The sequence below is a fragment of the Mesorhizobium robiniae genome (assembly GCF_040545535.1).
GTDB lineage: Bacteria > Pseudomonadota > Alphaproteobacteria > Rhizobiales > Rhizobiaceae > Mesorhizobium > Mesorhizobium robiniae.
The window spans coordinates 866,403-890,857 of record NZ_JBEPMC010000001.1 but is presented as its reverse complement, the minus strand read 5'-3'; the positions used below and the strand labels follow the sequence as shown (position 1 = coordinate 890,857).

Below are 24,455 nucleotides of genomic sequence, written 5' to 3'. Positions count from 1 at the left end.
ACCAGAAAAACACCAGGCGTCGCTATTTCGCGTGCCTGAAAAATCGCGAGAGCAATTCGTCCAGTTCGTAGCGGCCGCTGATGCCGCTTGGCCGGAAGGCCATGCAAAGCACGATGACGACGCCAAGCGCGACACCGGACAGACCAAGCAGTTGCGGCAGCTGGATGCCGGCAATCGTGACGCCCGATTCGATGCTGCGGATGAATTCGAGCCCGACCGAAAGCACGATCACGCCGGTCATCGCGCCGGTAACTGTCGCCATGCCGCCAAGGATCAGCATCGCCAGCGTCATGAAGATCATCTGGAAATAGAACAGCTTCGGGCTGATCGTGCCGGCGAAATAGGCGTAGAGAACACCAGCCAGGCCGCAGATCAGCGCCGACAGCACCCATGAAATCAGCCGCAGGCGCCGGGCGTCGATGCCGAGTGCGGCGGCGGCTTGCGGGCTCTGGGCGCTTGCCCTCAGCTGCAGGCCCCAGCGGCTGTCCTTGAACAGCCGAGCCAACACGATCGCGAAGACCGACATCACCATCATCCAAGGCAGGCCGACGACCTTCGGAATGCCGAAGAAGGCCTGGTTGCCCTTGAACAGATCGGTCCAATTGAGAAAGACAGAATGGACGATGATCAGCAGTGCCAGGCTGACAATCGTTGCGGCAACGCCCGAAAGGCGGCTGATGACCTTGCCGCTGACCAGGGCCAGAATGCCGACCGCAAGCAGCGCGAGCAGCGCCGATGTGACGGGATCGAGCTCGAGCGTCGCGAAACCAAAAGGTGCGTTTGGAATGGACAGCTTCTTCATCGCCAGCGGCGTCGACAGGATGGCCACGCCATAGGCGCCAAGCCCGACAAAGGCGCTGTGGCCGAGATTGGCGATGTTGCTGTTGCCCATGAAGACTTGCAGGCCGACGACGACGATCAGGTTGACGAAGGCGCCGAGCGCCAGAAAGGTGTAGTAGGTCGGCGCGAAGTTCAGGATCAGCAGTCCGATCACCAGCACCGGCAACGACGTCACCAGCCCGCCGACGAGCGAGCGCACCAGCGCGCCGCCAGGCCTTGCAACAGGGGCAAGTGCGGTATCTTCGATCGCCTGCGACATCTCTGATCTCGCCACCTCAGATCTCCCCCACCTCAGATCTCCTTGTCGCCGAGTTCGATCCTTTGGCCAAGCAGGCCTTCCGGTCGGTAGACGAGAAGCGCGACGATGATCGCGTAGGTAAGCGCGTCCTTGAAGCCCCCATATTCCTGCGGCAAGGCGACGAGCAGGCCGACTTCGATGAAGCCGAGCAGCATGCCACCGACCGCCGCCCCGGGAAGCGAGCCGAAACCACCGATGACGCAGGCGACGAAAGCCTTCAGCACCAGGCTGAAGCCGAGATCGGGCGAGACGCTGCCGCGCCGCGCCATGATGAAGACGGCCGCGATGCCGGCCAACGCACCTGAAATGGCGAAGGCGGTGGCAATCACCCGGTTGGCCCTGATGCCCATCAGGCGAACGGTGGCGAAATCGCGCGACGCCGCGCGGATCGCCAAACCGAGTGTCGACCGGTTAAGGAAGAGCACCAGGGCGAGGATGGTGAGGCCGGAGACGATCAATTCCATGACCTGAAGCGACGACACCGCAAACGGGCCGAAGAACCACATCTGGTTCAGGCCATTGAGGATCGAGACCGATTGCGGCTTCGGCGAGATCAGCAGCATGAACAGGTTCTGCACGACGATGCTGACGCCGAAGGCCGTCAGCAATCCCGTCGTCGTTGGCGCATAGCGAACCGGGCGGAACGCCACGCGCTCGAAGGCGATGGCCGCCAGCGCTGCCGCCGCGATGGCAAGCAGGACCGCGACGATTGGCGACGTCAGCCCCAGCGCCGCGGCCAGGAACACGCTGTAGGCCGAGACGCCGATGATCTCGCCATGGGCGAAGTTCACCAGCCCCATGATCGAAAACACCACCGCCAGGCCAAGCGCCACCAGCGAATATTCCGCGCCGAAGGCGAGTGCGTTCAAAAGTTGCTGCAGAGCGTAGTCCATGCCGCGCCTACCCGCCGATATAGAGATTGAGGAGACCATGTTCGTCGGCAAGCCCGGACGGCGGCCCGTCAAAGCGAAGCGCGCCGGAACTCATGACATAGACGCGGTCGGCAAAGCGAAGCGCCTGCCTGGCGTTCTGCTCGACCACCAGCAGCGTCAGCCCCTCGGCCTTGAGCTGGCCGATGAAATCGAAGATCCGGACGACGATCTTCGGCGCCAACCCCAGCGAGGGTTCGTCGAGAAGCAGAAGTTTTGGCCGCGACATCAGCGACCGCGCAATGGCCAGCATCTGCTGCTCGCCGCCGGAAAGCGTGCCGGCTGCCTGCGCGTAGCGTTCGGAGAGGACCGGGAACAAAGCGAGGAAGCGCTCCATGTCCTGACGCACCCCTCTGGGGTCGCGCCGCGTCGCCGCGCCCAGCCGCAGGTTCTCGCCGACCGTCAAATTGGCGAAGATGTGCCGGCCTTCCGGCGTCGACGTCAGGCCGGCGCGAATGCGATCCTCGGTTCGGACACGCGATATATCCTGACCGTCAAGGACGATACGGCCGGCCGACGGCGAGACAAGGCCAGTCAGGGCATTGATGGTCGAGCTCTTGCCGGCACCGTTCGGGCCGAGCAGGGCGACAAGCTCGCCCTGCCCCACCGACAGCGACAGATCGCGCACGGCGGCGACCGCGCCGTAGCGCACGCTCAGATTCTCGACCTTCAGCACGAACCGGCCCGGATTGTCGCTCGCGGCATCATCAAAACAGCTTTGCCAATCAGTTCAACGCCGGAACGAAGGTCGGCTGCGCGTCGGTGATGAGCACGCGCTTGCCGTTCGAGAAGCCCATCACTGGCACGGCCTTGACCGGATAACCCTTCTTTTCGGCGAAGGAGATGATCGGCGCCGTCGTGCCGGGATAGCCGCCCGACGCGCGGATCGCTTCGCGTAAGGCCGCGGGCTCGACGGTGCCGGACTTCTTCGCCGCCTCATAGCTGATCTGCACCATGTCAGCGCCGAGCGCATCAAAGATGCCATTGATCTTGTAGCCGTCGGCCTTGCACTGCGCCAGGAAGTGGTCGATCGGGCTGTCGACGCCGGTCGCGCCATGGGTGGCGAACATAACCTTCTCAAGCGAAGCCGGATCGCCGACGGTTCCTTCCAAAGACTTGTCGTCGAAGGCATCACAGCCGGCCACCCAGCCGTCATAGCCATTGGCGCGCAACTGGCGAATGAGGATGCCGACATCGGGCAGCACACCGCAGACATGGATGGCATCAGGCTTTTCAGGCAGTGCCTTGATGCTGGCGATCTGCGGCGACCAGTCGGTGGTGCCCCAGGAATAGTTGAGCTTGGAGACGGCCTTGCCGCCGAGATGTTCAAACACCTCACCGAACCATTCCGGCAGTTTTTCTGAGTAGGAGCCGGCATCGGGCGAGACCAGCAGCGCCACGGTGCGCGCGCCCTTGCCATAGAGTGCACCGGCGGTGGCCGCTGCATTGATCGGATCGGGCACCGCGCCGGCGATGAAATTGTCGAGGCCTGCCTGCTGCATCTCGATCTGGGTGTTTGGCGCCGAAAACACCGTCGCGCCATAGGGCGCCGCGATCTGGGCGGTCGGGATCAGCGCATCCGGGAACGGCACGCCGGTGATGACCTGGGCCCCGGCATCGAGGAACTTCTGGCCGAGCGAAACCGAAAGTTGCGGATCGGAACGATTGTCCTCGATCATCAGTTCGATCTTGGGATCACCGGCGCCAGCCGCCTTGTTCAATTTGTCGGCCATGCAGCGAGCGCCTTCAGCCTCGCTGTAGGGTGCATAAGTGCCGGTCATCGCCACCGCGAGTCCGATCTTCAGATCGGCGGCGCCGGCATGCGCCACCTGCAAGAGCCCCGCCGCGGCAATAGCGGCCCCTAAAATCATCCTGTCCATTGAACCCCTCCTTCTCCCTTGTTGTTGCAATTCCCAGGCACCGTCACGATGTCTCGGACTGCCCGACATAAACCTCGATGACGCGCGGATCGCGCCACACCTCTTCGGTCTGCCCGGAAGCGATCACCTGGCCCTGGTCCATGACGCAGAGCCGGTCGCACAGCCGGTTGATGAAACGCAGATCGTGATCGATGACGATGGTCGCGCAGCCGACATCGCGGCGAATGCCCTCGATCGCCACCGCCAGTGTCTCGGATTCATCTTCATTGAGCCCGGCCGCCGGCTCGTCGAGCAGAAGCAGCGAAGGACCGAGCGCCAGCGCGCGGGCGATTTCGAGCCGGCGCTGGCTGCCATAGGACAATGTCCCCGCCGGAACATCAGCGAAGCCGTCCAGTTGATACTGGGCCAGCAGCCGGTCGACGCCGATGCGGGCCGCGACATCGGGGCGAACCGAGCGACAGGTGATATGGGCGACCTCGACATTCTGCCGGACGGTCAAATCCCTGAACAGCCGGATAGTCTGGAAGGTGCGGCCGACGCCTGCCCGCGCGCAATGCTCGGGACCGTGGCCAGTGATTTCCTTGCCTGCCAGCCTCACGCTGCCGGTGTCCGGCTTGAGCACACCGGAGATGGCGTTGACCAGTGTGGATTTTCCAGCACCATTGGGACCGATCAAGCCGAGGATTTCGCCGGCCGCGCAAGACAGCGAAGCACTGCGCAAGGCCTGCACGCCGCCAAAAGTCTTGCTGACTGCCTCAACCGACAGCATCGGTCACATCTCCCATCCCGGCCGATGGCTTTTTCTCCTGTCAGCCGGTCATCAAGGATGCTAGACCCCCGACTTTTCCATAACAAGTATCTTTTTCCATTTTAGAAAATATTCTTGGCGAGCCGAACTTCCGGCCTGAAATCCGACCGGCGGGATCAGACCCCGGCGCCGGCCGGCAGCCCGTCGCGCGGGACGGTGTTCGACATCAGCATGACGACCGGCTCATCGCCGAGCGCGATATAGGCATGCCGCATTTCGCCGTCGAAGAGGATGCTGTCGCCCGGCTGCAGCACCGTCGGGTCATAGTGGATCGTGTGCAGTTCCAGACTGCCGCTGAGCACATGGATGAACTCCTCGCCCGAATGGCTACGCCAGCCGCCATTCTCCTCAAAACTCCTTGCCCGCAGCGTGACGCGCCAGAAAATGTTGGTCTTGTCGCGAAAATCGCTGCACAAGACCTCGAATTCCATGGCATTGCCCTGATGTAGGATGCCGCTGCCGGCGCGCGTGATCGAGCGGCGCGCCTGCATGCCCGGCTTCGGGCTGAACAGGAAGGACGCCACCGGCACATGCAGAACGCCGGCGATCATTAGCGCCACATCGACCGTCAGGCGCGCCTTGCCGTTCTCGAGCTTCGACAGCTGCGAGACCGAAAGGCCGGAGCGCTCGCTGAGGTCGCGCAGCGTGATGTTCTGCTCTTTGCGCGCATCCCTGATCTTGCTGCCCACATTGCCCTGCATCGCCCATGCCCTTGGCTGTCGTGTTTCCAATTCGACAAGCTCTAGCGGCGTGGCCTGAGGGCGTCCAGCCTTTAGACGGCTACGGCTGATTTCGGCCATAGTGACATCGCGACAGTGGCAAAGCTTGTCTCCAGGGTCTGGCTGATGAGCTCGAATTTTTCCGGATCGGAAAGCAGGTCGTTGCGGACTTCGAGATAGAGGCAGGGCCTGCCCTGCTCGAGCCCATGCCGGTTCAGCGTATAACCGACCGCCTGACGCCAATCATAGGGCGCGTTGTCGCCGATCCTCAAGCCTGCTTCGGCGCCACGCGCGCCGATAGTTTTGAGCACCGAGGTGACGAAAGGCGACGGTTCGCGCCACAGCACGCCGATATCGACATCGCGCCTGATGCCACCCATCACCGGGGTGAAGGAATGTATCGAGACGAGCGCCTGCCTGCCTGCCGCGGTCCCGGTAATCGCCTGTTCGATCGGCACCCAGGCGATGCGCTTGCGCACCCTGGCGTCAGCCGCATCGACCGCGAGATTGCCAGGCACCGGAATACCGCCGAGATCCGGCCGCATGAAGTCCCACTCGCCCATTGGGCGGTTATAATCGAGGAACAGCCGCGAATAATGCGCGACCACGGCTGGCGCCCGCAACGTCCGCGACAGCCGGCGCGTCAAGGCGTCGATGCCGATATCGACGGCGAAATGCGTGCCGAGATAGGGCACTGCCAGGCCAAGGTCATGCCATGGCGCCGGCACAAGATTGCCGGCGTGCTCGGCGATCAACAGATAGGGGCTGGTCGCACCAGGCAGCAGCCGCTCGACGCTGGCTGCGGCCAGCCTCTCGACGGTCGCATCGTCAAGCCCTGCAAGGGCCGCCGCGTTCACCGGACGACCTCCAATTCAACCGATGACGGAGCGGACGTGATAGGCCTTCGCCGCCGTCGCTTCTGTCAGGCCGGCGCGGCCATTGGTGCGGCCGAGACCTGAATTCTTGATGCCGCCCCATGGCAGGTGCAGGTCGGCGTGGTCGCAGCGGTTGAGATAGACCGTGCCGGCCTCGACCTCGTCGAGCAGGACCACGCCGCGATCGATGTCCTGCGTCCAGATCGAGGCGCTCAGGCCGAAATCACTGTCGTTCATCAGGCCGATTGCCTGGTCGTCGCCGTCGACCGATTGGATGCAAGCCACCGGTCCGAACAGCTCGTCACGCATGATCTGCATGCTGTGATCGACCCCGACCAGCACTTCCGGAGCGACATAGGCGGCGCCAAGCCCTGCGGCCTTGAGGGCGCCATCCTGCGGCATCAGCCGCCGCGCCCCTGCCAGCACCGCGCTTTCGGTGAGACCGCGGATCGTCTCGGCGGCGCTCGCCCGCACCACTGGGCCTACCATTGGCTTCTCGCCGATCGGATGCCCGATGGTCCATTTCGCCGTCTCGGCGACAAGGGCGTCGACGAAGCGGTCATGGATCGCCTGGTCGACATAGATCCGTTCGACCGAACAGCAGGACTGTCCTGCATTGGAGTATGTGCCCTCTGCGATCAGCGGTATCGCCGCCTCGAGGTCGGCATCGGCGCGGACATAGGTCGGGTCCTTGCCGCCGAGTTCGAGATGCACCTGGGTGAAGGTGCCGGCGGCGGCGGCATGAACGCGCCGGCCGCCATTGACTGAACCGATGAAGTTCACCGCATTGAAGGCACCGGACGCGATCAATCGCTCCGCATCGGCATGGTCGAGATGCAAGCTTTGGAACACGCCTTCGGGGCCGCCGGCGGCACGAAAAGCCTCCTCGGCCACCTCCGCGATCAGCGGTGTCTGCGGCGAATGCTTGAAGATCACGACATTGCCGGCCACAAGCGGCGACGTCACCAGATAGCCCAGCATGGCGGTCGGATAGTTCCAGGCACAGATCGACAGATGCAGGCCGCCCGCCACCGGCCGCGCATAGCGGCGGATGGTCTCGTCGGAGGGATACGGCACGTCGGCCAGCGTTTCGGGCGCGATGTCGGAAAGCAGCTGTCCGATCAGCGCTAGACGCCGCGTCTCGTCGGCCTGCCACAGCGGTCGCCCTATCTGCCATGCGACCATCTCGGCAAGCGGAGCGGCGCGGGCTTTCATTTCCTCGCCGAAGCGCAGCAGGATCGCCAGCCGCTCGGCCAGCGGCGTCCGCCGCCAGGAGGGCAATGCGGCACGGGCCCGCGTCACCGCGGCTTCGATTGCAGTGCCGTCAGCATAGCCGCGCGTCACATAGGTCGAACCGTCGACAGGAGAGGTCACGGAGAAGGTCCGCGCGCCGGAATGCAGGTTCATGATTTTGAAATCCGTTCGAACTGGGAAGTCATCCGGCCACGATATCGCTATTTTCCATTTTGGCAAATTTTTTCTAATACCGCTTGATGGAATTTTTATCCGCCCCTATTGTCCGGCGATCGCGCGTTGGGCGGAGCACATGAGGGCAAGCAGATGATCGTTTATGATTTCACCGGCAGGCACGCGGTTGTCGCCGGCGCCGGTGGTGGCATGGGCGAAGCGATAGCGCTTGCGCTGCTCGAAGCGGGAGCATCCGTTACCGCCATCGACGTCAAGGCCCGCCCAACCTCCCTCGCCTCCTATGACGACAGGCTCACTTTCGCCCAAGGCGATCTCACCGACGCCGCCTTCGTCGAACAGGCCATCGGCTCGGCGGGCCGTGAGCGCGGTGGTATCGACTATCTCGCCAATGTCGCCGGCGTGCTCTGGTTCGGCCGCGACAGATCGGCTCTCGACATGGATCTCGACGTCTGGGATCAGGTCTTCAACATCAATCTGAAGTCCTTCGTGCACACGGCACGGTCGGTCGTTCCCTATATGCGCTCCGGTGGGCGCGGCGGAGCCATGGTCCATTTCTCAACCATCCAGTGGTATCGCGGCGACGCGAACCCGCAGGATGCTTACCAGGCATCGAAGGCGGGCGTCTGCGCGCTCTCCAAATCGCTGGCCATGCAGCTTGCTGGCGACCGCATCCGGTCCAACGCCATCTGTCCGGGCATGGCGCTGACGCCGCTGCAGGCACGCTGGGATACCGAAGAAAAGCGCTCGGCAGTCGCCAGTTACGCGCCGCTCGGCCGGATCGGCACACCCCAGGACATGGCCAATGCCGCGCTTTTCCTGCTCTCCGACCAGGCAAGTTACATCACCGGAATTGAGCTCCCTGTTGACGGTGGTCTCTTGATGCGAATGTAGCGTCACATCCGCGACCGGACCGCACCGGAAACCCTAGCTCGCCGAAACCTTGCCCTGGATCGCCCGGCCCCAGTCGAGCAGCGGCCTGGCGCACACCGTGAAATCGACAAGTTCGTCGACCAGGGCCGACGTGTGGATTCCAGTCGGGTCGATCGTGTGGCGGACAGCGAAATGCCGGTTGCGGACAGCCTGGGCGAGATCGGCCTCCGTGACACCCTCGAAGCCGCGTGGCGCGCGCTTCATGCATCCATCCGTATCGAGTTCGAGCCCGGCCTTCTTCAGTCGCCCGATCAGGCTGCGGAACTCCGCCGGTTTCGTCGCGATCGCCCTCCGCATGGCCTGGAGCAGCTCCGGGCCAGGCTGCCACCAGGCAACGCCGGCAAAGCACCGGTCGAGCCCGATGTAAGCGAAGAACACGCCCTGCTCCATCTTGGTGCCGTCCGGCGACAGGATGGCCGACAGATGGCTGTTATAGGGCCGCTTGTCCTTGGCAAATCGCACGTCGCGGTTGATGCGGAACAGCGACTTCTTGCGATCGCCCCGCAAGCCCAGTCCCGCCACCGCGAAGCGTTCGGAGAGCGTTTCGACGAGATCTCCGAACGGCTCATAAAGCTCGCTCTCGTAGAGGTCGCGGTTCTCCTGGAACCACTCCCGGCTCTGGTGAAAGTCGAGCGCCTTGAGAAATGGAATGGCCTTCCGGCCAAAACCGTTGAACGTGCCCGTCATCACGCCTTGCCGATCCGCGCTAGCCAGGCGTCCTCGTCGATCACCTCGATGCCGAGTTCGGTGGCGAGCTTGAGCTTGGAGCCGGCGCCGGGTCCGGCGACGACGAGATCGGTCTTGGCGGAGACCGAGCCCGCGACTTTCGCGCCGAGACGTTCCGCCATCGCCTTGGCTTCCGGTCGCGTCATCTTTTCCAGCGTGCCCGTGAAGACGATGGTCTTGCCGGCGACAGCGCTGTCGGCCGAGACGTTGACGATGTAGGGCTTCGGCCGGACCTGCGCGAGCAGCGCGTCGAGCACGTCGTCGTTGCGCTCGTTGCCGAAGAAATCGCGCAGCGCGTTGATCACCGTGTCGCCAATGCCGTTGATCGACGGAAAAACGTCATGCGGATTCTCGGCTTTTGCAGTCTCCTTGCCGATGCGGATCAGCTCCTCGATGGTCGAGAACTCTCGGGCAAGCACGGCCGCCGTCGTCTCGCCAATGTGACGAATGCCAAGCGCGAAGATGAAGCGATCGAGCTCCGGTTCGCGGCGGGCGTCGATGGCAGCGAAGAGCTTGTCCAGGCTTTCATAGTTGCGATCCTCGACACCGCGAACATTCTTGCGAGCCTTGCCCGATGCCGCCTCGCGTTGCCTCGCCTGCTCCTCGCGCCGCTCGGCCAAAGCCCTGGTGACGGCTGGACGCCGATCCCTGAGCGTGAAGATGTCGGCGGCCGTCTTGATCAACCCCGCATTGAAGAACAGGTCGATGTTTTCGGCGCCGAGGCCTTCGATATCCAGGGCGCCGCGCGACACGAAGTGGCGCAGTCCTTCCACGGCCTGCGCCGGGCAGATCAGTTCGCCGGTGCAGCGGCGGCGGGAATCTTCCTTGCCGGTCTTTTCGTTGATCTCGCGCGTCGCCGGCGAACCGCAGATCGGGCAGACGTGCGGAAATTCGTAGGGCACGGCATCGGACGGCCGCTTGTCGAGGACAACGCTGACGATCTGCGGAATGACGTCCCCTGCCCGCTGGATCACCACCGTGTCGCCGATGCGCACATCGATGCCGTCACGGATCGGCTGGCCGGTGCTGTCCAGGCCCTTGATATAGTCCTCATTGTGCAGCGTGACGTTCTCGACCACCACGCCGCCGACCGTGACTGGCGCCAGTCGCGCAACCGGCGCAAGCGTGCCGGTACGGCCGACCTGGATGTCGATCCTCTGCACGGTCGTCATTGCCTGTTCGGCCGGAAATTTATGAGCGACAGCCCAGCGCGGTTCGCCGGTGACAAAACCCCATCGGCGCTGCAGCTCCAACTGGTCGACCTTGTAGACGACGCCGTCTATGTCGTAGCCAAGCGACGAGCGCTGCTCCTCGATCAGGTGGTAATGCGCGACCAGTTCCTCGACCGACTTGGCCCGCACCATCAGCGGGCTGATCTGGAACCCCCAATCCTTGAACTTCTGCACGGACTCGTACTGGGTCGGCGCGGGATCCGCCGTCGTATAGCCCCAGGCATAGGCGAAAAATCTAAGATTGCGGCTGGCGGTGACGGATGGATCTTTCTGCCGAAGCGACCCGGCCGCCGTATTGCGAGGATTGACGTAGTCCTGGCCGCCGGCCGCCGCCGACCGTTGCTTCAGCGCCTCGAATTCCGCATAGGTCATATAGACCTCGCCGCGAATTTCGATGACATCGGGCCAGCCCGAGCCTTTCAGGCGCTTGGGAATGTCGGCGATCGTTCTGAGATTGGCGGTGATGTCCTCGCCGACGGCGCCGTCGCCGCGCGTTGCGCCCTGCACGAACACGCCGCCTTCATAGCGCAGCGAAGCCGACAGGCCGTCGATCTTCGGCTCAGCCGTAAAGGCGATGTCGAGATCCTTGTCGCGATCGAAGAAGCGCCGGCCGCGCTCGATGAAATCGGCGACGTCCTGGTCGGTATAGGCCTTAGCCAGGCTGAGCATCGGCACCGCATGACGCACCTTGGCAAAGCCTTCCGCCGGCGGCGAGCCGACCCGGCGCGACGGCGAATCTTCGCGCACCAGATCGGGAAAGCGTTGTTCGATGGCGAGGTTGCGCCGCGTCAGCGCGTCATACTCGGCGTCCGTGATAACAGGCGCGTCCTCGCCATGGTATCGCCGGTCGTGCTCGGCGATCTCCTCGGCCAGCCGCTTCAGCTCGCTGGCTGCCTCGCTCTCGTTGAGCGAATCGACGGATTTTTCGGACATGAACTGCTTCCCCAAGAATGGCGCGCCACTATAGATCAGGATTTGCCGTAGGGGAGCCAGCCCGCGAGAAAATCAATCCTGAACAGCGGGATGCAGCCATCTCCTGACTCCGTCCGAAAGCCGGACTTGCCGCATCGGACGGCGTGTTTCTATGCTGCGGCCGTATTCTCTCGAAGCAGCCGCTCGGCAGCCGCGCGTGCCTCGTCGGTGATCGTCGCTCCGGCCAGCATCCGCGCGATCTCCTCCTGGCGCGCTGCCCGGTCCATCTCGGCGATGCCGGTGGCGACACGATCGGCGCTACCGGATTTGGAGATCAGGAAATGCGTGGCCGCGCGCGCTGCCACCTGCGGCGCGTGCGTAACCGAAAGCACCTGCACGCGCTTCGACAACCGCGCCAGCCTTTGGCCGATGGCGTCCGCTACCGCGCCGCCAACGCCGGTGTCGATTTCATCGAAGACCAAGGTCGGCGCCGAGCCGCGATCGGCCAGCGCCACTTTCAGCGCCAGCAGAAAGCGCGACAGCTCACCGCCGGAAGCGACCTTCATCATTGGGCCGGGCCTGGTGCCGGGATTGGTGCGCACCCAGAACTCGACCTGGTCGATGCCCTCTTCCATCCTGCTTTCGGCGACGCTCGTCATTTCAACGATGAATTCGGCCCGTTCGAGCTTCAGCGCCGGCAATTCGGTCATGACGGCCTTGGTCAGCCCGACGGCGGCCGCATGGCGAAGCGACGACAGCTGCGCCGCCGAAATGTCGTAGGCCTCGCGCGCCGCCGCGGCCTGCTTTTCCAGTCCGTGCAGGCGCTCTTCGCCGGCATCGAGATCGGCAAGATCGGCGACCATAGTGTCACGCAGCTGCGCCAGATCGTCGACCGCCACACTGTGCTTGCGCGAGGCGGCGCGCAGCGAAAACAGGCGCTCCTCCGCCTTCTCCAACCGCTGCGGATCGTATTCGGTGGCGCGAAGGGCTGCTTCGACACCCGACTGCGCGGCGTCGAGCGACAGCATCGCCTCGTCGAGCGACTTGACCACATCGTCGAGCAGGCCCGGCGCTTCCGTCACCTTGCGCTGCAGGCGCCTGAGCAGGCTGGCGAGCTGCGGCAAGGGCGAGGACGGCCCGGAAAGTACATCCTGCGCGTCATGGATTTCCGAGGCGATCTTTTCCGCCCGCATCATCGTGGCGCGCAGTTCCGCCAGCTCGGTCTCTTCGCCGGGCTGGGGATCGAGCTTGGTCAATTCGGCGACCGCGGCCCTGAGATAGTCGGCCTCGCGCGCCGCCGCTTCAACCTTGGCGCGGTGCTTGGCCAAGTCCTGCTCGCAGCCTCGCCAATAGCGCCACGCCTCACCTGTCGCACCGACAGTGCCGAGATGACCGCCAAAACTGTCCAGCAATTCGCGATGGGCGCCAGGATCGACCAGGGCGCGCTCGTCATGCTGGCCGTGGATCTCGACCAGCGCATGACCGACGTCGCGCATCAGCGTCACGCTGGAAGGCTGGTCGTTGACGAAGACGCGGGTACGGCCGTCCGCCGTCTGCACGCGGCGCAGGATGATGTCGCCATCGTCCTCGATGGCGTTGTCGGCAAGCAGCATGCGGGCAGGATGGTTGCGCGGCACGTCGAACACGGCGATGACCTGGCCCTGTGCCGCGCCGTGCCGCACCAGCGAGGCGTCGCCGCGGGCGCCGAGCGCCAGCGACAGCGCGTCGAGCAGGATGGATTTTCCAGCGCCGGTTTCGCCGGTCAGCACCGAAAGGCCGGACGAAAAGTCGATGTCCAGCTTTTCGATCAGAACGATATCGCGGATCGACAGTCTGGAAAGCATGGTGATGCGCCGCTCAGGCGCCGGTGATCAGCTTCCCGGCCTTGGCGATCCACGACCCGGCATTCTCGCGCGGCTCGAGCCCACCAGTCTGCAGGAGCTTGTAGGAATCCTTGTACCACACGCTGTCGGGATAGTTGGTGCCGAGCACAGCCGCGGCGGTCTGCGCCTCCGAGGTCAGCCCCATCGCATAGTAGCTTTCGGTAAGGCGCGCGAGCGCCTCCTCGACATGGCGCGTGTTGGAATAGGTCTCCACCACGTTGCGGAACCGCTTGACGGCAGCGATATATTCACGGCGCTCAAGATAATAACGGCCGATCTGCATCTCCTTGCCGGCGAGCTGGTCGTTGGCGAAGCGGATCTTTTCCTTGGCGTCGTCGACATATTCGGAATCGGGCCAGCGCGTCACCAGATCCTGCATCGTCTGCACGGTCTGGCGCGCTTCCTTCTGGTCTTGGGTGACGTCCTTGATTTGCCGGTAATAGCTCAGCCCGATGATGTACTGGGCGTAAGCCGCGTCGTCGGTCGACGGATAGAGCGTAAGATAGCGCTTGGCCGAACCGATCGCCTCGGTATAGTTTCCCTGGCGATAGTCGGCAAAGGCGCCCATCACCATCGATTTGCGGGCGTATTCCGAATAGGGATGCTGACGGTCGACCGCACTGAACTTGCGGCTCGCCTCTTGCAGGCGACCGGCATTGAGGTTGGCGAGGCCCTGATTGTAGAGAACGTCGGCCGGTTCGGTCTGCTCGACATAGGTCGACAGGTCGACATCCTTTTCGGACGACATGCAGGCCGACAGGATCAGCGATGGAACAACCACCGAAAGCGCCAGGAAAACAGCCCGATGCGGCGCTTTCGATTGACCAATTCGCTTGAAAAACATGATTGGATTCCGCCCTTTCGGCGTCATTTCAGTCGTCATTCGCTCTGGGGCAGCAGCCATAGACCATAATCGCCATGCCCGGCAACGCTATCCCCGGCCAATCGCACATTTTTGTGGCGGTCTGGCGCGGCCTGCGCACTTACATGATTTCGCCGGCCAATGATGCATTCCTGCAACACAGGTCGACGGTTATAAAAGCCGAAAAACGTTAAGAATCAGACCATCCAGGGTCCGTAAACGGGCGCATAGACGGCGTTCATCTCGGCGGCACGACCGCGCTCTCGGCGTGTCGTCTCAACGATCTCGAACGCCGAACGGTCCGACAAAAGGCGCCGCAGCGCCGCCGCGTTCAGCCTATGGCCGCCGCGATAGGAACGGAAGCAGCCGATGAACCGGGCGCCGGCCAGCGCCAGATCGCCCATGGCGTCCATCGTCTTGTGGCGCACGAACTCGTTGGGATAACGCAAGCCTCCCATATTGATCACGCGGTTGTCGTCGCCGATCACCAGGGAGTTTTCCAGCGATGAGCCAAGCGCATAGCCGGCCGCCCACAGCCGCTCGACATCCTTCATAAAACCGAACGTACGGGCCCGCGCGATATCGCGGCGGAAAATGTCGGCGTTCATGTCGGATGCGAAGAGCTGACGGCCTATCGCCGGGCTTTCGAAATCGATCTCGATCTCGAAGCGCGTGCCGTCATACGGCCTGAACTCCGCCCAGGAGGCACCGTTCTCGATGCGAACCGGCTTGACCACCCTGATGTAGCGGCGCTTGACCGGCAGCGTGTCGATACCCGCCTGGTCGATGGCCTCCACGAACGCCATGGCGCTGCCATCAAGGATCGGAACCTCGTGGCCGTCGATCTCGATGACCAGATTGTCGATGCCGAGCCCGAAAACCGTGGCCATCAGATGTTCGACGGTGGCGATATGCTCACCTGCCGGATCGCCGAGCATCGTGCAGAGATCGGTGGCGCCGACTTCGGAAACGAGCGCACGGAACTCACGGCCCTCGCCTCCGTTCGAAAGCTGGAACACGACACCCGTATCAGCGTCTGCCGGCAGGAAATGAACGGTAACGGAATTGCCGCTGTGAACGCCGGTACCTGTCAGCGTCGCACGCGATTTAAGTGTCGTCTGATAGTCGTGCAAAACAAACCCCATAGCCCATACTGCCTAAGTCCGCTTCATGAGCCCAAGGGCACGGCTCTTTGATCGGCAGGCAGGGCACTTCCCCGAATCCCAGCAAACCGACATTGCTCGGGGCGAAGATAGTGTTCCGGCAGAAAGTCTCCAAATCACGGTTTCTTACTCACTGTAACCGCGATCCGGAGTGGACATCGTCCCGTAAGGACTTGTTTTCTAATCGCTTTCGACATTAACAGGCAAACAATTTCTTGTCTGCCTGTTAACAATTGTTACAGACCGTTAACGGGTCAATTGGCCTGGCGGCGCAGGAATGCCGGAATCTCCAGCTGATCGTCTTCCTGGACGGCCCTGCTCTGCGGCGTCAGCCGGCCCTGGTCGTCCAACTGGCCGCGGCGCGGCGCGTAAAGCTGCGGGTCCTGGCTGGCAAGGCGGCGCACTTCGGGCGCTGCCTGGCGCAGTTTCGGCTCGCGCGGTTGCGCCGGCTGCAGCCGTGCAGGCTCCTCTTCGCGGCGGGTAAGGCCGTTCGTCAGGCGCTTGAGCAGTCCCATCGGTCCGCTGTTCTCATGGTCGGCCGGGCGCGCCTTGGCTTCCACTTCGGCTTTCACCACCGGCGGGAAGTCCTCGACGCGCGGCATGCGCTGGGGTGCTGCCGGTTGAAGCATTTCGCGCTGCGGCGCAGGCTGCATCACCTGCTGAACCACTGGCTGCACCATCGGCTGCGGCTGGGCCGGCGGCGCCTGGAAGATCTTGCTCTGTGGGCGGAAGTCTTCCGTCTGGGCAACCGGCGCGGGACGCGTCATCGCCGCGGCATTCGCCTCGGCAAGCTGAATCGCCTCGGCCACAGGATCGGCGGCGCGTGGCTCGTAGCCCCCCTGCTGGACAGGCGCGGGACGGCTTTCCGCGACCGGAACGGCCGGGCGGCTGACGGGCTTTGGCGGAGCCGTGCGGATGGCGATCGGCGCGGCGGCGATATCAGCCGCCGATTTGTCGATGCCGGTAGCAACCACCGAGACACGGATGACGCCTTCGAGATCCTCGTCGAACGTCGCACCCAGAATGATGTTGGCTTCCTGGTCGACCTCCTCGCGAATACGGGTCGCCGCCTCGTCGACTTCGAACAGGGTCAGGTCGCGGCCGCCGGTGATCGAGATCAACAGGCCCTTGGCGCCCTTCATCGAGGTCTCGTCGAGCAGCGGGTTGGCGATCGCGGCTTCGGCGGCGGCCATTGCGCGGCCCTCGCCGGAAGCTTCGCCCGTCCCCATCATCGCCTTGCCCATCTCGCGCATGACCGAGCGGACGTCGGCGAAGTCGAGGTTGATCAACCCTTCCTTGACCATCAGGTCGGTGATGCAGGCCACCCCGGAGTAGAGCACCTGGTCGGCCATGGCGAAAGCGTCGGCGAAGGTCGTCTTGTCATTGGCCAGCCGGAACAGGTTCTGGTTGGGGATGACGATGAGGGTGTCGACGCATTTCTGCAACTCCTCGATGCCCAGATCCGCCGTCTTCATGCGGCGCTGGCCTTCGAAATGGAACGGCTTGGTGACGACGCCGACGGTGAGAATCCCCTTCTCTCGGGCAGCACGTGCAACGACCGGCGCAGCCCCCGTGCCGGTGCCGCCGCCCATGCCCGCAGTGACGAAGCACATATGGGTGTTGGAGAGGTGATCGATGATCTCGTCGATGCACTCCTCCGCCGCCGCGCGCCCGACTTCCGGTTGCGATCCCGCACCCAGGCCCTCGGTGACATGCGCGCCGAGCTGGATCAGGCGATCCGCCTTGGACATCGTCAGCGCCTGCGCGTCGGTATTGGCCACCACGAACTCGACGCCGCGCAAGCCGGCTGTGATCATGTTGTTGACGGCATTGCCGCCGCCGCCGCCGACACCGAACACGGTGATACGCGGCTTGAGCTCGGTGATGTCCGGCTTCTGCAGATTGATGGTCATTGTCTCCGTCCTTTGCCTTTCCCGCCGCTTCGCCGCCGCGGCCGCCTATGGGGCTGTCCCCGTCAATTTAAAAACTGTCTCTCAACCACTGACTCATTCGATGCAGTTTTCCGCCCGTTCCGGTCATCCTGAGACCAGAAATTCCTTTCGCCGGATGGCTCTCGAAATTCGCCATCTGCGGATAGATCAAAAGCCCGACCGGCGTCGAGAAAGCCGGCCCCTTGGCCGCTTCCGGCAGCCCCGCCACGCCGAGCGGACGGCCGATGCGCACATTGCGTCCGAGAATGCGGCGCGCCGCCTCGGGCAGGCCGGAAAGCTGGCTGGCGCCACCGGTCAGCACCACACGCTTGCCGACGGCATTTCCGTAGCCGGACCTGTTCAGCCGATCGCGCAACAGTTCGAGCGTCTCGTCGATGCGTGCCCGGACGATACGCGTCATTACCGAACGCGGTATCTGCAACGGCACCTCGCCATCTTCGCCGATCGGCTGTATCGATACCAGGTCGCGGTCGTCGGCACTGCCCGGCAGCGCCGAGCCATGCATCACTTTCAGCCTCTCGGCGGCGTCAAGCGAGGTCGACAGGCCCTTGGCCATGTCCAGCGTCACATGGTTGCCGCCGATGGCGATGGCGTCGCCATGGACGAACTTGCCTTCCGAAAAGACCGAGATCGTCGTGGTGCCGCCACCCATGTCGATGCAGGCTGCGCCCATTTCGAGTTCGTCGTCGACCAGCGCGGCAAGCCCGCTGGCATAGGGCGTCGCCACCATGCGCTCGACCGACAGATGCGAACGGTTGATGCAAAGCTCCAGATTGCGCAACGGTGCCGCGTCACCCGTCAGCACATGCATGTCGACCCCGAGCTGGTCGCCAACCATGCCGCGCGGATCACGCACGCCGCGCTCGGCGTCCAGCGAAAAGCCGACGGGAAGCGAATGGATCACCTCGCGCTCGGCCCGCAGTGCCTGCTTGGCGCCGGCGGCAAGCACACGCTTGATATCGGCCTCGTCGGCCTCATGGCCGCCGAGGTTGATGGTTGCCGAGAAGCTTTCGCTCTTCAGCCGGCCGGCTGTCATGTTGACGATCAGCGAATCGACCGTCAGACCGGCCATGCGCTCGGCGGCATCGACGGCAAGGCGGATGGCGTGCTCGGCCCTGTCGAGATCGATGACGACGCCCGATTTCACGCCTTGCGATTTCTGGTGGCCGATGCCGATCACCTGGATGCGATGCGAGCGCCCGCGCAGCAGCATGCCGTCCTCGCGCGGCTTGAGCTTGGCCACCACGCAGCAGACCTTGCTCGAACCGACATCCAGCACCGTCATGATGCCGGACCGGCGCGACGAGGCGTCGCTGTTGCCGCCAAGCCAGCTCATATTTTCGTCTCCGCCTTGCGCTTCGGCATTTTCGGCTTTTCGTTGAGCGCGGCTTGGCGCTGCGTCGCCGCTTCCGGCGTCAACTGGACGACGAGGCGATCGGACAGGCGCATGTCGACAGCGGCGATATCGCGCGTCAGCAGCCCGTTCTCATGGTCCATCCTGACCAGATCGGCGATCGCCTGATCCTCGCCGTCCTCGGGGAGCTTGACCGTGATGCCGTTCTCCAGCTTCAGGTCCCAACGCCGTTCGCCGATGCGGATATAGCCTTTGACCCGCGCGGCCAGCTCTGGATATTTCTTGATCCTGGCCAGGAAATCCGGCGCCTTGGCCGGGGCGCCGGTGCCGACGATCAGCGGCAGCAGTGCCTGCTTGCCGCCGGAGAACGGCGCGATCACGGCGCCGGACCGCTCGATGACGGAAAGCTCGCTGCCCTGCTGCCAGAGCGCAAAAGGCTCACGCTCCTCGATGCGCACCTCCAGCGTGTGCGGATAGACCTTGCGCACCGCCGCAATCTCGACCCATGGCAGTGTGGCGATGCGCTCACGCGCGGCTTCGGCATCGAAGCCGATCAGCGACGTCCAGCCATCGAGTTGCATCCTGTCGAGAATATCGATCTCGGAGGTTGCGCGGTTACCGACGACCTTGATCTGGTCGACGGCAAAGCCGGTACGGGCGGTGACGCCCTGGACGATGACTTCGACATGTCCGCCGACATAGGCTCCATAGGCACTGCCCGACACGACCAGCGCCGCCGACAGCATGGCCGCAGAAAAAGGCGGCACCTCGAAGTCGCCCTCGCCCAGACGCGCCAGTACGCGCACCGGCCGGCGAAGCAGACGCGGCAGCACGAAATGGTCGAACGACAACGACATACCGAACAGCGTCGGCCCGGCCGCGTCCTCTCCCTTGCCCTGTCCCCACTTCAACGCAGACACGAAGCGTCCTCCACCATCCAACTCAACAAATCGCCGAACGAGTGCCCCGCCTGCGCGGCAATTTCAGGCACCAAGGATGTCGGCGTCATGCCCGGCTGCGTGTTGATCTCGAGCCAGACAATTTCGCCGTTCTCGGAGTGTCGATCATCATAACGGAAGTCCGACCGGGAAACGCCCCGGCAGCCGATAGCTTGGTGAGCCTTGAGCGTCAGTGTCTGTATTTTTTGGTAAATATTCGGTGAAATTTTTGCAGGGCATTCGTGTTTTGATCCGCCCGGGACGTATTTTGAATCATAGTCGTAGAAGGAATGGCCGGTCGGGATGATCTCGCAGACGCCGAGAGCCACGTCGCCCATCACGGCGCAGGTCAACTCGCGTCCATGCACGTAGCGCTCCACCATGACGGTATCGCCATACTTCCAGTGGGACGAACCGATGACCTGCGGCGGATGCGACTGGCCTTCATGCACGATGACGACGCCGAAGCTCGACCCTTCGTTGACCGGCTTAACGACATAGGGCGCCTTCATCGGATGCTTGTTTTGGATGGCGAAGCGATTGACCACCTTCGATTCGGCAACCGGGATGCCAACAGACTTGGCGATCTTCTTGGCCTGCTCCTTGTTCATGGCAAGAGCCGAGGCGAGCACGCCGGAATGGGTGTAGGGAATCGCCAGATATTCAAGGACACCCTGGACGGTGCCATCCTCGCCGAAAGGCCCGTGCAGCGCATTGAAGACGACATCGGGCTTGAGGTCGGCCAGCACCGATCCGACATCGCGCGAGACGTCGACGCGAGTGACCTGATAGCCTTCCTTCTCGAGCGCATCGGCACAGGCATTCCCCGAAGACAGAGACACGGGCCGCTCGGACGAGAATCCACCCAGAAGGACGGCCACGTGCTTGCTTTTCATTTCCCGTCATCCCCTCTCACGGCGGCCCCTCTCACGGCGGGTCTGCATCTCTCGATCAGAGCAGTCCTTGCTCTCACGATTTCCGCGACTTTGAGTCCGAGTCTCCCGGCAGGTTGCCCCCCAGACGGAAAACGCGGGAAACGCGTCGAACGACTCAAATCAGGAAACGCTTTCAGGCAGAGAATCAGAGAGTTGATTCGCTGGCAAGTGCTTACGATTCCGAGAGATTCACTTTCCGTAAAAACGACCATAAAAACTGTGCTGTGAGTCTTTGGCGCAACGGTCGCGATGCTTCACATCGTTTGAAGTTCAAGCATTACATGAACATCAGATCGCGCTAAAGTAACTGCCCGAGGAACTCCTGGACCTCGTGCCCCGGCCGGAAATTGCCGATGCGCTTGATTTCCCAATGCAAGCGGATGCCCGACTTTTCGAGCACGCGCGTGCGCACCGTCTCACCGAGATATTCGAGGTCGTAGCCGGTCGCGGTTCCGGTGTTGATCATGAAGTTGCAATGCATCGGCGACATCTGCGCGCCACCGATCATCAGCCCCCGACAGCCAGCTCTGTCGATCTCCTTCCAGGCCGAGGTGCCCTCCGGATTCTTGAAGGTCGAGCCGCCGGTCTTTTCACGGATCGGCTGCACGGTCTCGCGATGGTGCTGGACGGCATCCATCGCCGCCTTGATCGCGGCCTTGTCCTCCAAAACCCCCTCGAACAGTGCCGATGTGAAGATCAACCCGGCAGGTGCTGCCGAATGGCGATAGGCGTAACCCATATCGGCGTTGCTAAGCGTGTGCACATTGCCCTTGCGGTCGAGCGCCCGCACTTCGATGACGCGCTCGCGCGTCTCGACGCCATTGGCGCCGGCGTTCATCCTCAGCGCGCCGCCGATGGCGCCCGGAATGCCGTGGTAGAAGTGGAAGCCACCAATGCCGGCCTCGTAGGCGACGGCGGCAACGCGCTTGTCGGGCGTGGCGGCGCCCGCCTTGATCGTTGTCGGGCCGATCGCCTCAGCCTCGCCAAAGCCCTTGGCCGAAAGCCGGACGACGAAGCCCGCAATGCCGCCGTCGCGAACAAGCAGGTTCGAGCCGATGCCGACGATGGTCAGCGGTATTTCTTCGGGCACCGCCCCCAGGAACGCGGCGAGATCGTCCTCGTCTGCTGGCTGGAACAGCGCGTCGGCAAGTCCGCCAGCGCGGAACCAGGTGATCTTGTCCATCTCGGCATTGGGCGTGATACGGCCGCGCAGGCCGGCAAGCCGGCCGCCAAGCTTGTCGATCAACGCCTGGCCGCGCATCACGGGGCCGTCCCGCCGAGTTCCCTGGGCAGTGCATAGGCCCATTGGGTGATGTTGCCGGCGCCGAGGAAGACGACGAAATCGCCTGGTTTCGCCAGGTCGCGGATAAAAGGCGCAATCGCGGCGGGCCCTTCTATGTAGCGAGCGTCGCGATGGCCGCCAGCGCGGATGCGCGACACCAGCGCGTCCGACGTTACCCCGTCGATCGGCTCTTCGCCTGCCGGATAGACCGGCGCCACCATCACCGTGTCGGCGTCGTTGAAGCAGACGGAAAACTCGTCGAACAGATCATGCAGCCGGGTGAAGCGGTGCGGCTGGGCAATGGCGATGACGCGGCCCTTGGTGGCATCGCGCGCCGCCTTCAGAACCGCCGTGATCTCGACCGGGTGATGGCCGTAATCGTCGAATATTTCGACGCCGTTCCACGAACCGGTACGGGTGAAGCGCCGCTTGACGCCGGCGAAGGACGACAGGCCTTTCCTGATTGCCTCGGCCGAAAGCCCGAGCTCATGCGCGACGGCGATCGCCGCGGTCGCGTTGGAGACGTTGTGACGGCCGGGCATCGGCAGGCGCAGGCCTGCGATCGTCGACTGACCACGGGTCTTGCGGTCGCGGATCACCACGTCGAATTCCGAGGTCGGCCCGTCCATGCGGTGATTGGTGAAACGCACGTCGGCCTGCGCGTTCTCGCCATAGGTAATGACGCGCCGGTCCTCGATGCGGCTGACCAGCGCCTGCACCTCCGGGTGGTCGGTGCACATGACGCCGAAGCCGTAGAACGGCACGTTCTCGACGAACTGACGAAAGGCTTCGCGCACCTTGTCGAAGGAGCCGTAGTGGTCGAGATGCTCGGGATCGATGTTGGTGACGACGGCGATGTCGGCCGGCAGCTTCAGGAAGGTGCCGTCGCTCTCGTCGGCTTCGACCACCATCCATTCGCCGTCGCCCATGCGGGCGTTGGTGCCATAGGCATTGATGATGCCGCCATTGATCACGGTCGGATCGAGCCCGCCGGCTTCGAGCAGCGTCGCCACCATCGAGGTCGTCGTCGTCTTGCCGTGCGTGCCGCCGATGGCCACCGCCTGCCGGAAGCGCATCAGTTCCGCCAACATCTCGGCGCGACGGACGATGGGAAGCAGTTTTTCGCGCGCCGCCTTCAGCTCCGGATTGGACTTCTTGATCGCCGTCGAGACGACAACCACTTCGGCATCGCCGACATTATCGGCGTGGTGACCGACAAAGCACTCGATGCCCTTGTCGCGCAGCCGCTGCACATTGGCACTGTCGGCCTGGTCGGACCCTTGCACCTTGTAGCCGAGATTGTGCAGCACCTCGGCGATGCCGCTCATACCGATACCGCCGATGCCGATGAAATGCACGAGGCCGATCGTCTGCGGCATCTTCATGCGTGCGTCTCCTTCCTGAAGTCCGATATGCTTTTCTTCGACGCAATAGCCTCTGTCAGATCGGCGAGCAACCGTGCCGCATCCGGTTTTCCGGCCGATTTCGCCGCCCCTGCCATTGTGGTCAGCCGCTCCGGACTGTCGATCAGGGCACCAATCAGTGCGGCGATACGCTCGGGCGAAAGCGTGGATTGCGGATGCACTTCGGCGCCACCTGCCGCGGCCAATGCCGCGGCATTGGCCGCCTGGTCGTGGTCGAGCGCATGCGGATAGGGCACCAGCAGCGCCGGCCGGCCTATCACCGCGATTTCCGAAACGGTCGATGCGCCGGACCGCGACATCACCAGATGCGCCGCAGCCATGCGCGCCGCCATGTCGGTGAAGAAGGGCGACACCTCAGCCTCGACGCCGAGAGCCGCATAGGCCGCCTTCACCCGCTCGACATCGTCGGCACGCGCTTGCTGCGTGATATCAAGCCGCCTGCGTTGTATGTCGGAAAGCAGTTCGACCGCCGCCGGCATTGCATCAGAAAAGAACTGTGCGCCCTGGCTGCCGCCGAACACCAGAAACCGGAAGCGCTGGTTTCCGGTCGAGGCGGTGTAAGGCGTCTTTGCCGCCTCCAGCACTTGCGGCCTGACCGGATTGCCTGTGGTCACCGTCTTGGCGCCTGCAGCGCTTGAATCTTCCGGCAAAAACCCACCGGCAATGGCATCGACGCGGCCGGCCAGCGCCCGGTTGGCACGTCCCATCACCGCGTTCTGCTCATGGATCAGCGTCGGCACCTTGCGCCGCGTCGCCGCATAGAGCGGCGGCAGCGTCGGATAGCCGCCGAAACCGACCACGACGGCCGGCTTGATCCGGCCGATCACGGCGGATGCCTGGCGCACGCCACCCCAGATCTTCCAGAAGGCAGCGAGCACGGCAAAAGGGTTCTTCGAGCCGATGGTTGCCGACTGGATCGGATGGATACCTGCGGCCGGAAACTGGCCGGCAAAACGCTCGGCGCGGTCATCGGTGGCGAGATGCACCGTCCAGCCGCGCCTGATCAGCTCATGCGCCAGCGCCTCGGCCGGGAAGAGATGCCCGCCCGTACCGCCGGCCGCCAGAAGGATCGAGCCGCTCGACAT

General features: G+C 63.6%; 21 protein-coding genes. 1 reads left to right on the top strand and 20 read right to left on the bottom strand.

The features are described from left to right. Positions 1–22 precede the first annotated feature (22 nt). The 8 genes from ABID19_RS04320 to ABID19_RS04285 form a co-directional block, all read right to left on the bottom strand. A complete protein-coding gene (locus ABID19_RS04320; protein ID WP_354488211.1) occupies positions 23–1,114 on the bottom strand; it encodes a branched-chain amino acid ABC transporter permease in 1,092 nt (363 codons plus the stop codon). A gap of 17 nt (positions 1,115–1,131) precedes the next feature. Beyond that, the gene (locus ABID19_RS04315) at positions 1,132–2,031 is read right to left on the bottom strand and encodes a branched-chain amino acid ABC transporter permease (RefSeq protein WP_352936805.1); all 900 of its coding nucleotides are present in this window, start codon (positions 2,029–2,031) and stop codon (positions 1,132–1,134) included. A gap of 7 nt (positions 2,032–2,038) precedes the next feature. Continuing rightward, positions 2,039–2,743: an ABC transporter ATP-binding protein gene (locus ABID19_RS04310; RefSeq protein WP_354488209.1), complete on the bottom strand. Its 705-nt coding sequence runs from the start codon at positions 2,741–2,743 to the stop codon at positions 2,039–2,041. A gap of 49 nt (positions 2,744–2,792) precedes the next feature. Continuing rightward, positions 2,793–3,947: an ABC transporter substrate-binding protein gene (locus ABID19_RS04305; RefSeq protein WP_354488208.1), complete on the bottom strand. Its 1,155-nt coding sequence runs from the start codon at positions 3,945–3,947 to the stop codon at positions 2,793–2,795. Positions 3,948–3,990: 43 nt separating this feature from the next. Further along, a complete protein-coding gene (locus tag ABID19_RS04300; RefSeq protein WP_354488206.1) occupies positions 3,991–4,716 on the bottom strand; it encodes an ABC transporter ATP-binding protein in 726 nt (241 codons plus the stop codon). Positions 4,717–4,871: 155 nt separating this feature from the next. After that, complete coding sequence (locus tag ABID19_RS04295; protein WP_354488204.1) at positions 4,872–5,456, bottom strand: helix-turn-helix domain-containing protein; 585 nt, start codon at positions 5,454–5,456, stop codon at positions 4,872–4,874. A 71-nt stretch (positions 5,457–5,527) separates the two neighbouring features. Then, positions 5,528–6,331 (bottom strand): N-formylglutamate amidohydrolase, encoded by an 804-nt coding sequence (locus tag ABID19_RS04290; RefSeq protein WP_354488202.1) that lies wholly within the window; start codon positions 6,329–6,331, stop codon positions 5,528–5,530. Between the two features lie 15 nt (positions 6,332–6,346). Then, positions 6,347–7,756, bottom strand: coding sequence for an aldehyde dehydrogenase family protein (locus tag ABID19_RS04285; protein ID WP_354488200.1), 1,410 nt, complete (start codon positions 7,754–7,756; stop codon positions 6,347–6,349). A gap of 153 nt (positions 7,757–7,909) precedes the next feature. Between ABID19_RS04285 and ABID19_RS04280 the strand changes: the two genes are divergently transcribed. After that, positions 7,910–8,668, top strand: coding sequence for an SDR family NAD(P)-dependent oxidoreductase (locus tag ABID19_RS04280; RefSeq protein WP_354488198.1), 759 nt, complete (start codon positions 7,910–7,912; stop codon positions 8,666–8,668). Between the two features lie 33 nt (positions 8,669–8,701). Here ABID19_RS04280 and ABID19_RS04275 read toward each other — a convergent pair whose 3' ends face one another. The 12 genes from ABID19_RS04275 to murG form a co-directional block, all read right to left on the bottom strand. Beyond that, the gene (locus ABID19_RS04275) at positions 8,702–9,394 is read right to left on the bottom strand and encodes a DUF2461 domain-containing protein (RefSeq protein ID WP_354488196.1); all 693 of its coding nucleotides are present in this window, start codon (positions 9,392–9,394) and stop codon (positions 8,702–8,704) included. Next, positions 9,394–11,598, bottom strand: a complete 2,205-nt coding sequence (gene ligA / locus ABID19_RS04270) for an NAD-dependent DNA ligase LigA (RefSeq protein ID WP_354488194.1) — start codon at positions 11,596–11,598, stop codon at positions 9,394–9,396. The genes ABID19_RS04275 and ligA overlap by 1 nt, the downstream gene beginning before the upstream one ends. Positions 11,599–11,747: 149 nt before the next feature. Next, on the bottom strand, positions 11,748–13,421 hold the full coding sequence (recN, locus tag ABID19_RS04265) for a DNA repair protein RecN (protein ID WP_354488192.1): 1,674 nt from the start codon (positions 13,419–13,421) through the stop codon (positions 11,748–11,750). A 13-nt stretch (positions 13,422–13,434) separates the two neighbouring features. Beyond that, positions 13,435–14,304 carry an outer membrane protein assembly factor BamD gene (locus ABID19_RS04260; protein ID WP_354488191.1) on the bottom strand — a complete coding sequence of 290 codons (870 nt, stop codon included), beginning with the start codon at positions 14,302–14,304 and terminating at the stop codon, positions 13,435–13,437. Positions 14,305–14,519: 215 nt separating this feature from the next. Next, positions 14,520–15,467: a UDP-3-O-acyl-N-acetylglucosamine deacetylase gene (gene lpxC / locus ABID19_RS04255; RefSeq protein WP_354488190.1), complete on the bottom strand. Its 948-nt coding sequence runs from the start codon at positions 15,465–15,467 to the stop codon at positions 14,520–14,522. Between the two features lie 272 nt (positions 15,468–15,739). Further along, on the bottom strand, positions 15,740–17,398 hold the full coding sequence (ftsZ, locus tag ABID19_RS04250; RefSeq protein WP_354488188.1) for a cell division protein FtsZ: 1,659 nt from the start codon (positions 17,396–17,398) through the stop codon (positions 15,740–15,742). Between the two features lie 67 nt (positions 17,399–17,465). Beyond that, positions 17,466–18,773 carry a cell division protein FtsA gene (ftsA, locus tag ABID19_RS04245; protein ID WP_354488186.1) on the bottom strand — a complete coding sequence of 436 codons (1,308 nt, stop codon included), beginning with the start codon at positions 18,771–18,773 and terminating at the stop codon, positions 17,466–17,468. Then, the gene (locus ABID19_RS04240) at positions 18,770–19,711 is read right to left on the bottom strand and encodes a cell division protein FtsQ/DivIB (protein ID WP_354488184.1); all 942 of its coding nucleotides are present in this window, start codon (positions 19,709–19,711) and stop codon (positions 18,770–18,772) included. The genes ftsA and ABID19_RS04240 overlap by 4 nt, the downstream gene beginning before the upstream one ends. After that, positions 19,699–20,625, bottom strand: a complete 927-nt coding sequence (locus tag ABID19_RS04235; RefSeq protein WP_354488182.1) for a D-alanine--D-alanine ligase — start codon at positions 20,623–20,625, stop codon at positions 19,699–19,701. The genes ABID19_RS04240 and ABID19_RS04235 overlap by 13 nt, the downstream gene beginning before the upstream one ends. A 337-nt stretch (positions 20,626–20,962) precedes the next feature. Next, positions 20,963–21,928, bottom strand: a complete 966-nt coding sequence (gene murB, locus ABID19_RS04230; protein ID WP_354488180.1) for a UDP-N-acetylmuramate dehydrogenase — start codon at positions 21,926–21,928, stop codon at positions 20,963–20,965. Further along, positions 21,925–23,331, bottom strand: a complete 1,407-nt coding sequence (murC, locus tag ABID19_RS04225; RefSeq protein ID WP_354488179.1) for a UDP-N-acetylmuramate--L-alanine ligase — start codon at positions 23,329–23,331, stop codon at positions 21,925–21,927. Before murC ends, murB begins: the two co-directional genes overlap by 4 nt. After that, positions 23,328–24,455, bottom strand: a complete 1,128-nt coding sequence (gene murG / locus ABID19_RS04220; protein WP_354488177.1) for an undecaprenyldiphospho-muramoylpentapeptide beta-N-acetylglucosaminyltransferase — start codon at positions 24,453–24,455, stop codon at positions 23,328–23,330. Before murG ends, murC begins: the two co-directional genes overlap by 4 nt.

Coding starts and splice junctions, on each gene's coding strand:
- ABID19_RS04300 (WP_354488206.1), bottom strand. CDS start 4,716: ATGCTGTCGGTTGAGGCAGTCAGCAAGACTTTTGGCGGCGTGCAGGCC.
- murC (WP_354488179.1), bottom strand. CDS start 23,331: ATGAAGATGCCGCAGACGATCGGCCTCGTGCATTTCATCGGCATCGGC.
- ABID19_RS04260 (WP_354488191.1), bottom strand. CDS start 14,304: ATGTTTTTCAAGCGAATTGGTCAATCGAAAGCGCCGCATCGGGCTGTT.
- ABID19_RS04235 (WP_354488182.1), bottom strand. CDS start 20,625: ATGAAAAGCAAGCACGTGGCCGTCCTTCTGGGTGGATTCTCGTCCGAG.
- ligA (WP_354488194.1), bottom strand. CDS start 11,598: ATGTCCGAAAAATCCGTCGATTCGCTCAACGAGAGCGAGGCAGCCAGC.
- ABID19_RS04315 (WP_352936805.1), bottom strand. CDS start 2,031: ATGGACTACGCTCTGCAGCAACTTTTGAACGCACTCGCCTTCGGCGCG.
- ABID19_RS04305 (WP_354488208.1), bottom strand. CDS start 3,947: ATGGACAGGATGATTTTAGGGGCCGCTATTGCCGCGGCGGGGCTCTTG.
- ftsZ (WP_354488188.1), bottom strand. CDS start 17,398: ATGACCATCAATCTGCAGAAGCCGGACATCACCGAGCTCAAGCCGCGT.
- ABID19_RS04295 (WP_354488204.1), bottom strand. CDS start 5,456: ATGCAGGGCAATGTGGGCAGCAAGATCAGGGATGCGCGCAAAGAGCAG.
- ABID19_RS04285 (WP_354488200.1), bottom strand. CDS start 7,756: ATGAACCTGCATTCCGGCGCGCGGACCTTCTCCGTGACCTCTCCTGTC.
- recN (WP_354488192.1), bottom strand. CDS start 13,421: ATGCTTTCCAGACTGTCGATCCGCGATATCGTTCTGATCGAAAAGCTG.
- ftsA (WP_354488186.1), bottom strand. CDS start 18,773: ATGAGCTGGCTTGGCGGCAACAGCGACGCCTCGTCGCGCCGGTCCGGC.
- murG (WP_354488177.1), bottom strand. CDS start 24,455: ATGTCGAGCGGCTCGATCCTTCTGGCGGCCGGCGGTACGGGCGGGCAT.
- ABID19_RS04280 (WP_354488198.1), top strand. CDS start 7,910: ATGATCGTTTATGATTTCACCGGCAGGCACGCGGTTGTCGCCGGCGCC.
- lpxC (WP_354488190.1), bottom strand. CDS start 15,467: ATGGGGTTTGTTTTGCACGACTATCAGACGACACTTAAATCGCGTGCG.
- ABID19_RS04275 (WP_354488196.1), bottom strand. CDS start 9,394: ATGACGGGCACGTTCAACGGTTTTGGCCGGAAGGCCATTCCATTTCTC.